Genomic DNA, 12,375 nt, shown 5'->3' with positions numbered 1-12,375 from the left:
AGCGGCCGGGTCCGTCCGTACCGTTCCCGGCGATCCGGACGCCGTCGCCGCGTTCCTGGCGCGCAAGCCGCCCATCGCCCTGCCCGGGGTGGGGCCCGCGACCGCGCGCACCCTGAGCGCGTACGGGCTGGACAGCGCCGCGCGGATCGCCGCCGCGCCGCTGTCCACCCTCCAGCGGATCCTCGGCGCGGCGACCGCGCGCCGCGTCCACGCGTGGGCGCGCGGTATCGACCCGGCGCCGGTCACCCCGAACGCCCCCGCCCGTGCGGTGGGCGCGGAACACCGCTTCCGTCACGATGAGTTGGACCCTGTCCGCAGGCGCCGCGCGCTGCTCACCCTCGCCGACGGGCTCGGGGTGCGGCTGCGGACGAGTGGGCAGGTCGCGGCCGCGATCAGCCTCACCGTGCGCTACGCCGACCGCTCCACGACCACCCGCTCCCGCACCCTGACCGAGCCGACCGCGCACACCCCCGCGCTGACCGCCGCCGCGTACGCGCTGCATGACGCGCTCGGGCTTCAGCGGGCCCGGGTGCGGTCCGTGGCGCTGCGCTTCGAGGGGCTGATGGACGCCGAACTCGCCTCCCATCAGCTCACGTTCGACCCCGCGGACGAGAAGTCACGCCGTCTGGAGGCCGCCGCCGACCGGGCCCGGGCCCGCTTCGGTATCTCCGCGGTCCGGCCCGCCGGATTCCTGGACGTCGCGTGAAAAGGGTGTAAACGTTCCTTCACCGGCAGATGGCTGGATGCCTTTGCTACTCGCGCGTAATTTCGGTTGAGCGCACCACTTCTTGTGATCCGGATCGCAGGGCGCAGCGCAAGCGCACCGTCAGCGCACCCTCAGCGCGACTCTCTCCCCCACCAGCGAGGAGTTCATGTGATGCTGCCCCGGAGGCGTATCCGGCGATTCCGGAAGACCGCGAAGACCGCGAAGACCGCGAAGACCGTCAAGACCCCGAAGTCCGTCAAGACCGCGAAGTCCACGCCCCGTACGTTACTGCCCGCCCTGGCCCTCGCGGTCGCGGCGACCGTGGCGACCCCCACCGCCGCGCTCGCCACGGACACCGCGTCGCAGGGGGTGAGCAGCGGCTGGAACGACTACTCCTGCAAGCCCTCGGCCCAGCACCCCCGCCCCGTCGTCCTGGTGCACGGCACCCTCGGCAACTCCGTCGACAACTGGCTCGGCTTCGCGCCCTACCTGGTCAAGCGGGGTTACTGCGTCTTCTCCCTCGACTACGGCCAACTGCCCGCCGTGCCGTTCTTCCACGGTCTGGGGGCGGTCGACCAGTCCGCCAAGCAACTGTCCACCCATGTGGACCGGGTGCTCGCCGCCACCGGCGCCGCCAAGGTCGACATGGTCGGGCATTCGCAGGGCGGGATGATGCCCCGCTACTACCTCAAGTTCCTCGGTGGCGCGCCGAAGGTGAACGCCCTGGTCGGCATCGCCCCCACCAACCACGGCACCACCCTGTCCGGGCTGACGAAGCTGCTGGACTACTTTCCCGGGGTCGGCGATCTCATCGCCAAGGGCACCCCGGGGCTGATGGACCAGGTGGTCGGCTCGGACTTCCTGCGGCGCCTCAACGAGGGCGGCGACACCGTCCCCGGAGTGCGCTACACGGTCATCGCGACCAAGTACGACGAGGTCGCGACCCCCTACCAGGCGCAGTTCCTCTCCGGTCCGAACGTCAAGAACGTGCTGATCCAGGATCTGTGCGCGACCGACATCTCCGAGCATCTGGCCATCGGCCTGACCGACGGGCTGGCCTTCCACGAGGCCGTCAATGCCCTCGATCCGGATCACGCCACCCCGACCACCTGTGCGTCGGACGACTGACGCTTGACAAGGGCGGGGGCCGACCCCGTCGCCCGTCGGACTGGTCCGCCTCCCGCCGCACCAGCCCCGCCCGGCGCCGACGGCCACGCCGCCGTGGCGGAGCGGGTCGGCGCCACCCGGCGGCGGCTGATGGACGGGCTGACGGACGACCAGTACCTGGAGACGGCGCGGGTGCTGAGCCGCATGGCCGCGGACCTCGAACACGTCGAAGGGCGATCCCCCCGGGGGTGCCGGTCGGCCCTGTCGGCCCTGTCTGTCCGGTGGTCGTCCGATGGCTCTCGTCCGGCTGCTGTCGTCCGAATTACTCGGCGACGAGCTCGACCTCGAGGTTGCCCCTCGTCGCCTTGGAGTACGGGCACACCTGGTGCGCCTGCTCGACCAGCTTGTGGCCGGTCTCGTTCTCCAGGTCGTCCGGCAGTTCGACGCGCAGCGTCACCTTGAGCCCGAAGCCGCCGTCCGCCTCGTCCTTGCCGATGCCGACCTCGGCGGTGACGGAGATGTCCTTGGTGTCGACCTTGGCCTGGCGGCCGACGAGGCCGAGCGCGGACGCGAAGCAGGCGGCGTAGCCCGCGGCGAAGAGCTGCTCGGGGTTGGTGCCCTGGCCGTTGCCGCCGAGGGCGGGCGGCATGGCGAGCGGCAGGTCGAGCTGTCCGTCGGAGCTCACGGCCCGGCCGTCGCGTCCGTTGGCAGTGGCCACCGCGGTGTAGATCGCGTCCATGAAGACCATCCCTTTCGTATCAGGCAGTCGGGAGGTGGGCGCCCGGTGCGCCCCGCCTCCGGACGGAAGTACAGCACACAATTAAGTTGTGCACAACTAAAGGGTACGCTGGACACATGTCACACCAGTCCGACCGCACCACCGACCCCACGACCGGGGGCACCGACCCCGAGCCGCATCCCGCCGATGAACTGCTCCGGCTCGATCGCCAGCTCTGCTTCTCCCTGCACGCCGCCTCCCGCGCCTTCGACGGCCTCTACCGCCGGGTGCTGAGCGACACGGGGCTGACCTATCCGCAGTACCTGGCCATGCTGGTGCTCTGGGAGCACGGGGAGATGCCGGTCAAGCGGCTGGGGGAGTTCCTGCGGCTGGACTCGGGTACCCTCTCGCCGCTGCTCAAGCGGATGCAGACGGCCGGACTCGTCCAGCGCGAGCGCAGTGCACACGACGAGCGCTCGGTGACGGTCCGGCTGACGGCGGAGGGCGCGGCGCTGAAGGAGCGCGCCCAGGGCGTACCCCTGAAGGCGATCGAGGCCAGCGGCCTCGGCCTGGCGGAGGCGGTGGACTTGCAGGCGCGGGTGCAGCGGCTGACGGCTGCCCTCGACGCGGCGCTGGCCGAGGAGGCGTGATCGCCGGGCTGGAGTGACGACGGGCGGGGGAGCCAAACCTTCTGTGCCTCAGGAGCGCTCCGCGAGGTGGCGATCGACGAGCTGCTCGAACGCGCGCGCCGCCGCGGAAGGGGTGCGTTCCGCTGGGGTGGCGAGGGAGATGGGCCAGTCCAGGTCGGCGTCGGCGATATCGAGGGTGGTGAGATCGTCGTCGGGGCCGACGGCGCCGCGAGGCAGCAGCGCCAGGCCGAGGCGGTTGCGAACGAAGTCCACACCAGCGGCGATGTCGGTGATCTCGATGGTCACGTGCCGCCGAAGTCCGGCGGCGGTGAAGGCGCGATCGGTCACGGCCCGGTTCCCGTATCCGGATGGGAAGTCGATGAAGGGCTCGTCGGCCAGGTCCGAGATCGCTGCCGTGGCGCGGCCGGCCAGAGGGTGTTCTCGTGGAACCACGAGATCGAGCCGTATCGAGGTCAGGTGGCGCAGTCGCGCGGTGGCCGGGCACTGCCCGGGGAGCGAGACGAAGGCGAGGTCGAGCCGGCCTTCGGCCAGTGCCGCGATGAGTTCCGGCGATCCCCCGCCGGACGCCGCCGTCGCCAGGCGCACGGACACCTCGGGGTGATCGCGGTGGAAGCGGCCCAGCAGGGCGGGCAGCTCGATCGGCCCGAGTGAGCTCATGGTTCCTATGCGCAGGGTGCCGCGCAGTCCGCCCTGAACGGCATGGACGACATCACGGGCGTCCCGGACGGCGTCGAGCGCCACTCGGGCCTTGGGGAGGAGTTCGAGCCCGGCATCGGTAAGGCCGACCCGTCGGGTCGTGCGCACCAGCAGCGGGGAGGCCAGTTCCTTCTCCAGAGCGGCGATCGTGGCCGACACGGTGGACTGCACGATGTGCAACCGGGCCGCGGCGCGGGTGAAGCTGCGTTCCTCCGCGACGGCGACGAAGCATTCCAGCTGACGTAGTTCCACCCGCCATTTATAGCAGGAGTCGATGAATGTTATTGGCAATCTTCGTTGGACTCGATGACCAAGCCGCCGCAGGCTGGTGACCGGCACCGTTCGCGGGCCGCATCCCAGCTATCGCGAGGAGTGGAACGCGTGACCCTCTTGATCACCGGAGCCCGTGGCGGCATCGGCGCCGGCCTGCTCCGCCGCCTGCATGAATCCGGGCACCGGGTCCGAGCGGCCAGCCGAGCCCCGGAGAAGCTCGATCTGCCCGCCGGTGTATCCGCCGTCCCCCTCGATCTCGCGGACCCGACGACTTTCGCCCCCGCGCTGGCCGGAGTCACCGACGTCTTCCTCTACGCCGAACCGGCCGGGATCGAGGCACTGCTGACCGCCGCCATCCCGGCCGGGGTGCGGCGGGTCGTACTGCTCTCATCGGACTCGGCGGCCCTCCCCGGCGCGGAGCACAACGCGCTGGCCCGCCACCATCTGCGGGTGGAACGGGCGCTACGGGCCACGCCGCTGACGGCGACCGTGCTGCGCCCGGGCGGGTTCGCCACCATGGCGCGGCACTGGGCCGAGTCCGTCCGTGCCGGGCGACCGGTCGAGCAGGCGTATCCGGACGCCCGGCTCGATGTCATCCATCCCGATGACATCGTCGACGTCGCCGAACTGGCGCTCACCGGCGGCCGGCTGGACGGTGAGACCATCGGTCTCGGCGGCCCGGAAGTGCTCAGCTTCCGCGATCAGGTCCGGATGCTGGGGCAGATGCTCAACCGCCCGCTCGAGCTGCGCGAACCCACCCGGGAAAGGGTGGCCGTGCACCTGGGCGCCCACGTGCCCGCGCCGTTGGCCGAGTCCGTCCTGGACTACTGGGCCGCGCTGCCCACCGGGCACCGCGAGGCGGCACGCTCCACCCAGCGGCTGACCGGCCGCCCCGGCCGTCCGTTCCGCCGCTGGGCCGCCGACAACCTCGACCTCTTCCGGTGAACCGCTTGGCCCCGAGGTGAACTGCCCCACATTTGGATCGTTCGATCCGTAATCCATTGACGTTCACGCGGGGCCGGAGTATGGATTGTGGCATGAACGATCCACAATTCGTCGCGAGCGGTTCGGTCCGCCCTCGCACAGCGTCCGCCGACGGGTCCGGTACCGGCCCTCCGACCCTGAGCCGGGCGACGGTGCTGCTGCTGGCCGTGGTGTGTGGCGCGGCGGTGGCGAACATCTACTACGCCCAGCCATTGCTGCCCGTGATATCGCGGGCGCTCGGGGTGTCCCAGGGAGCCGGCGGCCTGGTGATCACCGTCTCGCAGATCGGCTATGCGCTCTCGCTGGCGCTGCTGGTGCCCCTGGGGGACGTACTGGAACGGCGCCGCCTGGTGACCGTGCTGCTGGGCCTGAGCGCCCTCGCGCTCCTCGGTGCGGCGGCGTCCTCGTCGCTCGGGCTGCTGCTCGCCGCGATCGGGGTGGTCGGGGCGACCTCCGCGGTGGCGCAGATCGTGGTGCCCATGGCCGCGTCGCTGGCGCCGGACCACCAGCGCGGGTCGGCGGTGGGCACGGTGATGAGCGGGCTGCTGATCGGGATCATGATCGCGCGTACCGTCGCCGGGGTGCTCGCCCAGATCGGTGACTGGCAGCTGGTGTTCGTCTTCGCCGCGGTCCTGATGGCGGCTCTGGCGGTCACCCTGCGCCTACTCCTGCGCCCTGTCCCGCGGTCGGAGAGCAGCACCTATCCCCAGCTGCTGCGCTCGGTACCGGCGCTGGTGCGCGGCGAATCGCTGCTGCGCAGGCGCATGGCCCTGGCGGCGGTCGGCATGGGCTGCTTCACCGTCCTGTGGACCGCGTCGTCGTTCCTGCTGGCCGGTCCGCCGTACGAGTTCGGCCCCGCCGTCATCGGCCTGTTCGGCCTGGCCGGGGTCGTCGGAGCCGCCGCGGCGGCGAGGGCCGGTCGGCTCGCCGACCGCGGCCACGGCCGCCGGGTGACCACGGGCGGACTGGTCCTGCTGGCGGCCAGCTGGCCCGTGCTCGCCGTCGCCGGGGTGGGCGGGCCGAGCGGCCTGATCGCACTGACCGCCGGGATCATCGCGCTCAACCTCGCCCAGCAGTCCCTGTTGATCAGCCACCAGAGTGCGATCTACCGCCGCGTCCCGCACGCTCGAAGCCGCGTGACGACGGCCCTCATGGTGTCCGCGTTCGCCGGGGCCACCGTCGCCTCGGCGCTGACCGCGGCGCTGTACCCGTTCGTGGGGTGGCCGGGCGTGTGCGGGCTCGGCCTGGTCATCGCACTGGTCGGGGCCGGCATCTGGACTCTGGAGCTGGTCCACCCCAGCCCCGCCGAACCGCCGGCCGAATCGTCGGCGGCCGTGCGGCACCCGGTGGGCGCGGGCCGTGTGAGCTCGTGCCGTGAGGAGGTTGGTTGTGCCTGAGATCCATCGAGTGGCGATCCTCGACGACTACCAGGGAGTCGCGCGCCGGTACGCCGACTGGAGCACCCTGCCGGACGGCGCACGACTCACGGCCTTCACCGAGGCCCTGGGCGGTCCCGAGGACGTGATCGCCGCGCTGGAGCCGTTCGACGTCGTCGTGGCCATGCGCGAGCGCACCGCGTTCCCGGCCGAGGTCATCGACCGGCTGCCGCGCCTGCGCCTGCTGGTGACGACGGGCCCGGCCAACGCGGCCATCGACGTGGCCGCGGCCCGGCAGCGCGGAATCGTGGTGTCGGGCACCCGTGGGGCGGGGCTGATACCGACGGCCGAGCTCACCTGGGGCCTGATCCACGCCCTTGCCCGCTCCCTTCCCGCCGCGGACCGCGACGTACGCGGGGGCGGCTGGCAGCGGACCGTCGGGCGCGATCTGCGCGGCGCCCGCCTCGGCGTCATCGGGCTCGGCGGTGTGGGCACCCCCGTGGCTCGCGTGGGGCTCGCCTTCGGTATGGACGTCGTCGCCTGGAGCGCCCACCTCGACGCCGAGCACGCCCGTGCCGTCGGGGTCACCCCGGTCGACAAGCGGGAACTGCTGGCCACGTCCGACGTGGTGACGATCCACCTCAAGCTCTCCGCCCGCACCACCGGACTCCTGGGCCCCGACGACCTCGCACTCATGCGACCGGACTCGCTGCTGGTCAACACCTCGCGCGCGCCCGTCGTCAACGAGGAGGCGCTGCTCGCGGCCCTGCACGCCGGGACCATCGGCGGAGCCGGTCTGGACGTCCACTCCACCGAGCCCCTCCCGGCCGACTCGCCGTGGCGCACGGCCCCGCGCACGGTGCTCACCCCGCATCTGGGCTACGTCACCGAGGGCACCTACGACGTCTTCTACTCCGACGCGCTCGAGGACATCCTCGCGTACGCCGCGGGCCACCCGATCCGCGTGGTCGCCCCGTGAGCGGACCGCCCACCACCACGTACGGCACCCACGAACACGAAAGGCACGACCCCGTGGCAACGCATGAGCGGTACACAACGACGAAAAGCGTCGAGGACGGCGACGGCTCGGGATTCCGGCTCCCCGCCATCTGGGTACGCACCCTGGGCGAACTCACCTTGAGCTACGTTCCCGACGCGGGCGTCGACATGATCCCGACCCGGGTCTATCCGGCCTCCGCCGAGGAGGACTGGCACGCGCACCGCACGCATATGACCGAGGCGGGCCACCTGCCCATGGGATGCGGGGCGCTGCTCGTCGAGCGGGGCGGCACCCGCCTGCTCATCGACGCCGGCCATGGCCGCATATCGGGCGAGGACCTGGAGCACTTCCAGCACGCCTTCGGCCATGTGCGGAACCTGCCCGAGTCACTGGCGACCCTCGGCGTGGACCCGGCCGAGCTGGAGACGGTGGCCTTCACCCACTTCCACGGCGACCACACCGGGTGGGCCCGGCCCGACGCGGTCGAGGATCCGCGGAGCCTCTTCACGAAGGCGCGCTGGATGGTCGGGAAGGGCGAGCTGGAGAGCGTCCCGCCCGGGACCGGCCCGGTCCTGGCCGGCCAGGACGAGCGCACCGTGGTCGTGGCCGACGGGACCGAGATCGCGGGCGGGGTCCGCGCGTGGTCCCTTCCCGGGCACACCCCCGGGCACACCGCCTGGATCCTCGACACCGGCGACGGCCGGGAGGTCGTGGCCTTCGGTGACGCCATGCACTCACCGGTCCAGGTTCAGCACCCGGACTGGGAAGTCGTTCTCGACACCGACCGGAACGAGGCCGAACGGTCACGGCGCCGGCTCGTGGACTACCTGGCCCGGGACGGGGTCTACGGCTTCGGTGTCCACTTCGCCGACCAGCAGCTGGGAACCGTCGACGGCGCCGGCCGCTGGCGCCCCTGGAACGACGCGGCAGACGCTTCCTGACGCCGGGCCCGACCCCCGCCACAACGGGCACGCGCTGAAGGACGAAGGGCGTGTCCAGCCCCTGAATACGGTTAAGGAGATTGATTGTGAACCCGGTCCCATCACCTGCCCTGGCGGCGGGCAGCTACCACCTCGGGAATGATCTCACCGTCATCCGCCTCGGCTTCGGTTCGATGCAACTGACCGGCCCGGGCGTCTGGGGAGATCCGAAGGACCCGGACGAGGCCGTACGGGTGCTGCGCCGGGCGGTGGACCTCGGTGTGAACTTCGTCGACACGGCCGACTCCTACGGCCCCATGGTCGCCGAGCCACTCATCAGGAAGGCCCTGCATCCCTATTCGGACGGCCTGGTCATCGCGACCAAGGCGGGTCTCACCCGCCAGGGACCCGACCAGTGGCTTCCTGTCGGCAGGCCCGAGTACCTGCGCCAGCAGGCCGAGATGAGCCTGCGCAATCTTGGCCTGGACCGCATTGACCTGTTCCAGCTACATCGCATCGATCCCCATGTGCCCGTCGAGGAACAGATCGGGGTACTGAAGGAGTTGCAGGAGGAGGGCAAGATCCGTCATATCGGACTGTCCGAGGTGTCCATCGAGGATGTTGAGGTGGCGACGCAAGTGGCTGCGATCGTCTCCGTGCAGAACATGTTCAATCTGGCCGATCGCGCGGCGGAGCCGCTGCTGGACTATGCCACGGAGCACGGCATCGGCTTCATCCCCTGGTTCCCCTTGGCCACCGGAAGACTTGCAGAAGGAGACGGCCCGTTGGCCGCGCTGGCCGAGCAGCACGGTGCGAGCCCGGCGCAACTTGCCCTGGCCTGGCTTCTCAAGCGTTCCTCCGCAATGCTGCCCATCCCGGGAACCTCGTCCGTGGCGCATCTGGAGGAGAACGTGCGAGCTGCCGATATCGAACTGTCCGACGCCGAGTTCGACATCCTCTCCCAGGCGGCCCTGTAGCACGTGGCCCTGGGGTCGCCGGCCTGTGGTGACGCACTGCGCGTACGTGTGGAGAGCGCAGCCATGGGCGGGACGGGCCCACGCCGTCGGCCGAGTGGGGACACGGCGTGCCTGCCCGCTAAACTGGACTGATCGTTCCTTTAAAGAGGAGGTATGCCGTGTCCCCTGCCGGCCGCCCCCGCGCCTTCGTCATCGAGGGCGTCCTGGAAGCCGCGATGCGGCTGTTCTGGGAGCAGGGCTATGAAGCGACATCGATGGCCCAGCTCCGGGAGGCCACCGGCCTGTCTTCGGCAAGCCTGTACGGTGCCTTCGGTTCGAAACAGGGTCTGTTCGAGCGGGCGGTGGAGCACTACATGGCCGGGCCGGGCAGCGTCACCGACGTCATCGGCGACGAAGCTCTGAGCCCGCGCGAGGCCGTCGCCCGGATGCTGCACCGATCCATCGACATGCAGACCGACACTTCCCACCCGCGAGGCTGCCTCGTGGCCCTGTCGGGTACCGTCCGGGCCCCCGGGGACGACGAAGCCGCAGTGCGCCGGACAATGGCGGCGCGCCGTGCGACGGACCGGGCACGGATCAGAGAGTGCGTCGTCCGTGGCGTTGCGACGGGAGAACTCGCCGAAGAAACTGACGTGGACGGTTTCACATCCATGATCCACGGCTTCCTGCTCGGCGTCTCCACACAAGTGTGCGACGGCGCGCCCGCCCGGGATCTGCACGCCGCGGCGGACGCCGCCCTCGCTGCCTGGCACGCACCGTCCGCGCGGACGGCCGGCACGTAGGCGAGCCAGTTCCGGGGGGTGCCGTCATCCTCCCCGGAACCGGCTCCGTCCGATCGGCCGCGGACGCCCACGGTGTCCGCGGCACCCCAGGGCCTCAGCCTCGGCCGCGGCGTACGGCCTTGCGGCGGTTGGCGGCGGCGAACAGTACGGCCGCGCCGGCGGCGAGGACCGCGGCGCCGCCGATGGCCATGGGGGCGGTGGATCCGTCGCCCCCGGTCTCGGCGAGATGCTGCCCGTCGGCGGTGCCGCTGTCCTGCGGTTCGGCGTCCGAGGCCATGACCTTGGCGCTCTTGGCGCTCTTGGCCTCGGGCTGGTTCGCCTCCGTGCTCTGCTCGTCCGCCGCCTTCGGCTGATGGTTGGCCTCGGCGCCGTCGTCACCGCCGTGGCCATGGTGATCGACGGTCGACTTCTCGGCGCCCTCCGCTATCTGTGCGGCATTGGGCGCGGCGGCGGTGGGCGCGGAACTCGCGCTCGCCCCGGCCCCCTTGGCCGCCGCGTTCCCGCCTCCGCCGAAGGTCACGTCCGAGCAGGTGTAGAACGCCTCCGGGCTGTCCGAGCGCTGCCAGACGCTGTAGATCAGATGGCGGCCCGACTTGTTGGGGACGTTCCCCGTGAAGACGTAGCTCCCGTCCTTCAGCGTGGGGTCGGTGACCTTGGCGAACGGCTCCGACTCCAGGTCCGCCCAGGTCAGCGGCTTCGTCGGGTCGTAGCCGTCCTTGGTGACGTATAGCTCGAAGCTGCCCCGGTGGGGTGCGGTGGCCCGGTAGGTGAAGGTGTGCTCACCGGCCGTCATGGGGGTGGCGGGCCAGTCGGCGCGCGGCAGGTCCAGGCCCTTGTACTTGTCGCGGCCCGCGCTGCACAGCTTTCCGTCCGGGATGATCTCCTTGTGGCGCCCGGCGGCGTCCGGGATGTTGACCTCGTTCCAGTCGTAGAGCGCCTGGGTGCCGCCCGCCTGGACGGCCGCCTTGCAGGCCGCCGAGTCCGGGCTCTCCGGCCCCTCCGCGAAGCAGGCCGACACCCGGCTGACCGGGTTCTGCATCGAACCGTGCGCGGTGGCCGGGTCCGCGTTCAGCGCCGTGAGCGCGAGCGGCACCACGCCGAGCACGGCGAGCCGGGCGGTTCTGCGGTGAGCGGTCGCACGAGCGGTCATCGTCGGGGGCTCCTTCGGTGGGGGGACGCGCTGGGAGGCCAGCGGTTGGCGTGTCGCGGTTGGGGGTGATGCGGTTGGGGGTGAGCGGTTGGGGGGTGACGCGCAGCACGCTAGCCCCGCCCAACGGCCCCGCCGCCGGTCTTATGGCGCCGTTAAGGAGCAGCTCAGGCGGAGCTGAGGATGGGCCCGTCCCGGGGATACCCGAGGTGATCGCTGGCCGATGATTGCGGAGGGGCGGCGGCGTGGAAGGGTGGCACATATGACCGCAACGAACTCTCGCGCCTCGGCCCGTGAGCTGATCGAGGCCATCGTCGACCCCGGTAGCTGGCACGGCTGGGACGAACCGGTGGAGATCACCACGGACGACCCCGACTACCGGGCCGACCTGGAACGGGCACGGGAGCGCACCGGGCTGGACGAGTCGGTGATCACCGGTGAGGGCCGTATCGAGGGGCGCAGGGTGGCGCTGGTCGCCTGCGAGTTCCGCTTCCTGGCCGGTTCGATAGGGGTCGCCGCGGGGGAGCGGCTGGTACGCGCCGTGGAGCGGGCCACGGCGGAACGGCTGCCCCTGCTCGCGGCCCCGGCGTCGGGCGGCACCCGGATGCAGGAGGGCACGGTCGCGTTTCTCCAGATGGTGAAGGTGGCCGCGGCGATCACCGACCACAAGGCCGCGGGCCTGCCGTATCTCGTCCACCTCCGCCACCCCACGACCGGCGGCGTCCTCGCCTCCTGGGGCTCCCTCGGCCATGTCACCGCCGCCGAGCCGGGCGCCCTGATCGGCTTCATGGGCCCGCGGGTGCACGAGGCGCTGTACGGGGAGGAGTTTCCGCCCGGCGTACAGAACGCCGAGAACCTGATGAACCACGGCCTGATCGACGCGGTCCTGCCGCTGAGTCGCCTGTCGGGCGTGGCGGCACGGGTATTGAGAGTCCTCTGCGCCGGCGAGCCCGCGGCTGCCTCCGGCTCCGGGGTGGCTCCGGCTTCCGGCGCGGGGGCCGGAGGCGGGGCCGCCACCGAGCCGGAGGCAGCCGCGGGC

At 71.5% G+C, this 12,375-nt stretch carries 13 protein-coding genes; 10 read left to right on the top strand and 3 right to left on the bottom strand.

Annotation, left to right across the window (positions count from 1 at the left end):
- Together KN815_RS39080 and KN815_RS39075 are read left to right on the top strand one after the other, a co-directional pair.
- On the top strand, positions 1–706 hold a 706-nt coding region (locus KN815_RS39080; RefSeq protein ID WP_253209513.1), incomplete at its 5' end, for a DinB/UmuC family translesion DNA polymerase.
- A 171-nt stretch (positions 707–877) separates the two neighbouring features.
- Positions 878–1,834, top strand: a complete 957-nt coding sequence (locus tag KN815_RS39075) for an esterase/lipase family protein (protein WP_253209512.1) — start codon at positions 878–880, stop codon at positions 1,832–1,834.
- Between the two features lie 301 nt (positions 1,835–2,135).
- On the opposite strand, the gene KN815_RS39070 is transcribed toward KN815_RS39075, so the two are convergent.
- Positions 2,136–2,552 (bottom strand): organic hydroperoxide resistance protein, encoded by a 417-nt coding sequence (locus KN815_RS39070; protein WP_301184693.1) that lies wholly within the window; start codon positions 2,550–2,552, stop codon positions 2,136–2,138.
- Between the two features lie 116 nt (positions 2,553–2,668).
- Between KN815_RS39070 and KN815_RS39065 the strand changes: the two genes are divergently transcribed.
- Positions 2,669–3,181 (top strand): MarR family winged helix-turn-helix transcriptional regulator, encoded by a 513-nt coding sequence (locus tag KN815_RS39065; RefSeq protein WP_253209511.1) that lies wholly within the window; start codon positions 2,669–2,671, stop codon positions 3,179–3,181.
- A gap of 48 nt (positions 3,182–3,229) precedes the next feature.
- Here KN815_RS39065 and KN815_RS39060 read toward each other — a convergent pair whose 3' ends face one another.
- Positions 3,230–4,129, bottom strand: a complete 900-nt coding sequence (locus KN815_RS39060; RefSeq protein WP_216346551.1) for a LysR family transcriptional regulator — start codon at positions 4,127–4,129, stop codon at positions 3,230–3,232.
- A 129-nt stretch (positions 4,130–4,258) separates the two neighbouring features.
- On the opposite strand from KN815_RS39060, the gene KN815_RS39055 reads away from it, so the two are divergent.
- From KN815_RS39055 to KN815_RS39030, 6 genes are all read left to right on the top strand, one after another.
- Complete coding sequence (locus tag KN815_RS39055; RefSeq protein WP_216346550.1) at positions 4,259–5,095, top strand: SDR family oxidoreductase; 837 nt, start codon at positions 4,259–4,261, stop codon at positions 5,093–5,095.
- A gap of 92 nt (positions 5,096–5,187) precedes the next feature.
- The gene (locus KN815_RS39050) at positions 5,188–6,531 is read left to right on the top strand and encodes an MFS transporter (protein WP_216346549.1); all 1,344 of its coding nucleotides are present in this window, start codon (positions 5,188–5,190) and stop codon (positions 6,529–6,531) included.
- Positions 6,524–7,489 carry a D-2-hydroxyacid dehydrogenase family protein gene (locus KN815_RS39045; protein WP_253209510.1) on the top strand — a complete coding sequence of 322 codons (966 nt, stop codon included), beginning with the start codon at positions 6,524–6,526 and terminating at the stop codon, positions 7,487–7,489. Before KN815_RS39050 ends, KN815_RS39045 begins: the two co-directional genes overlap by 8 nt.
- The gene (locus KN815_RS39040; protein WP_216346548.1) at positions 7,486–8,451 is read left to right on the top strand and encodes an MBL fold metallo-hydrolase; all 966 of its coding nucleotides are present in this window, start codon (positions 7,486–7,488) and stop codon (positions 8,449–8,451) included. The genes KN815_RS39045 and KN815_RS39040 overlap by 4 nt, the downstream gene beginning before the upstream one ends.
- A gap of 86 nt (positions 8,452–8,537) precedes the next feature.
- Positions 8,538–9,407, top strand: coding sequence for an aldo/keto reductase (locus KN815_RS39035; protein ID WP_216346547.1), 870 nt, complete (start codon positions 8,538–8,540; stop codon positions 9,405–9,407).
- Between the two features lie 215 nt (positions 9,408–9,622).
- Complete coding sequence (locus tag KN815_RS39030; RefSeq protein ID WP_253209509.1) at positions 9,623–10,189, top strand: TetR/AcrR family transcriptional regulator; 567 nt, start codon at positions 9,623–9,625, stop codon at positions 10,187–10,189.
- Positions 10,190–10,283: 94 nt separating this feature from the next.
- Here KN815_RS39030 and KN815_RS39025 read toward each other — a convergent pair whose 3' ends face one another.
- Positions 10,284–11,339 (bottom strand): lytic polysaccharide monooxygenase auxiliary activity family 9 protein, encoded by a 1,056-nt coding sequence (locus KN815_RS39025; RefSeq protein ID WP_216346545.1) that lies wholly within the window; start codon positions 11,337–11,339, stop codon positions 10,284–10,286.
- A 259-nt stretch (positions 11,340–11,598) separates the two neighbouring features.
- On the opposite strand from KN815_RS39025, the gene KN815_RS39020 reads away from it, so the two are divergent.
- On the top strand, positions 11,599–12,375 hold a 777-nt coding region (locus KN815_RS39020; RefSeq protein WP_301184692.1), incomplete at its 3' end, for an acetyl-CoA carboxylase carboxyltransferase subunit beta.

The organism is Streptomyces niphimycinicus (assembly GCF_018883605.1).
Taxonomy (GTDB): domain Bacteria; phylum Actinomycetota; class Actinomycetes; order Streptomycetales; family Streptomycetaceae; genus Streptomyces; species Streptomyces niphimycinicus.
This window is presented reverse-complemented; position numbering and strand designations above follow the sequence as displayed.

Bases quoted from the DNA above. Each gene is read 5' to 3' on its own strand.
- KN815_RS39070 (WP_301184693.1), bottom strand. From the start codon at position 2,552: ATGGACGCGATCTACACCGCGGTGGCCACTGCCAACGGACGCGACGGC.
- KN815_RS39030 (WP_253209509.1), top strand. From the start codon at position 9,623: ATGCGGCTGTTCTGGGAGCAGGGCTATGAAGCGACATCGATGGCCCAG.
- KN815_RS39065 (WP_253209511.1), top strand. From the start codon at position 2,669: ATGTCACACCAGTCCGACCGCACCACCGACCCCACGACCGGGGGCACC.
- KN815_RS39075 (WP_253209512.1), top strand. From the start codon at position 878: ATGCTGCCCCGGAGGCGTATCCGGCGATTCCGGAAGACCGCGAAGACC.
- KN815_RS39050 (WP_216346549.1), top strand. From the start codon at position 5,188: ATGAACGATCCACAATTCGTCGCGAGCGGTTCGGTCCGCCCTCGCACA.
- KN815_RS39025 (WP_216346545.1), bottom strand. From the start codon at position 11,339: ATGACCGCTCGTGCGACCGCTCACCGCAGAACCGCCCGGCTCGCCGTG.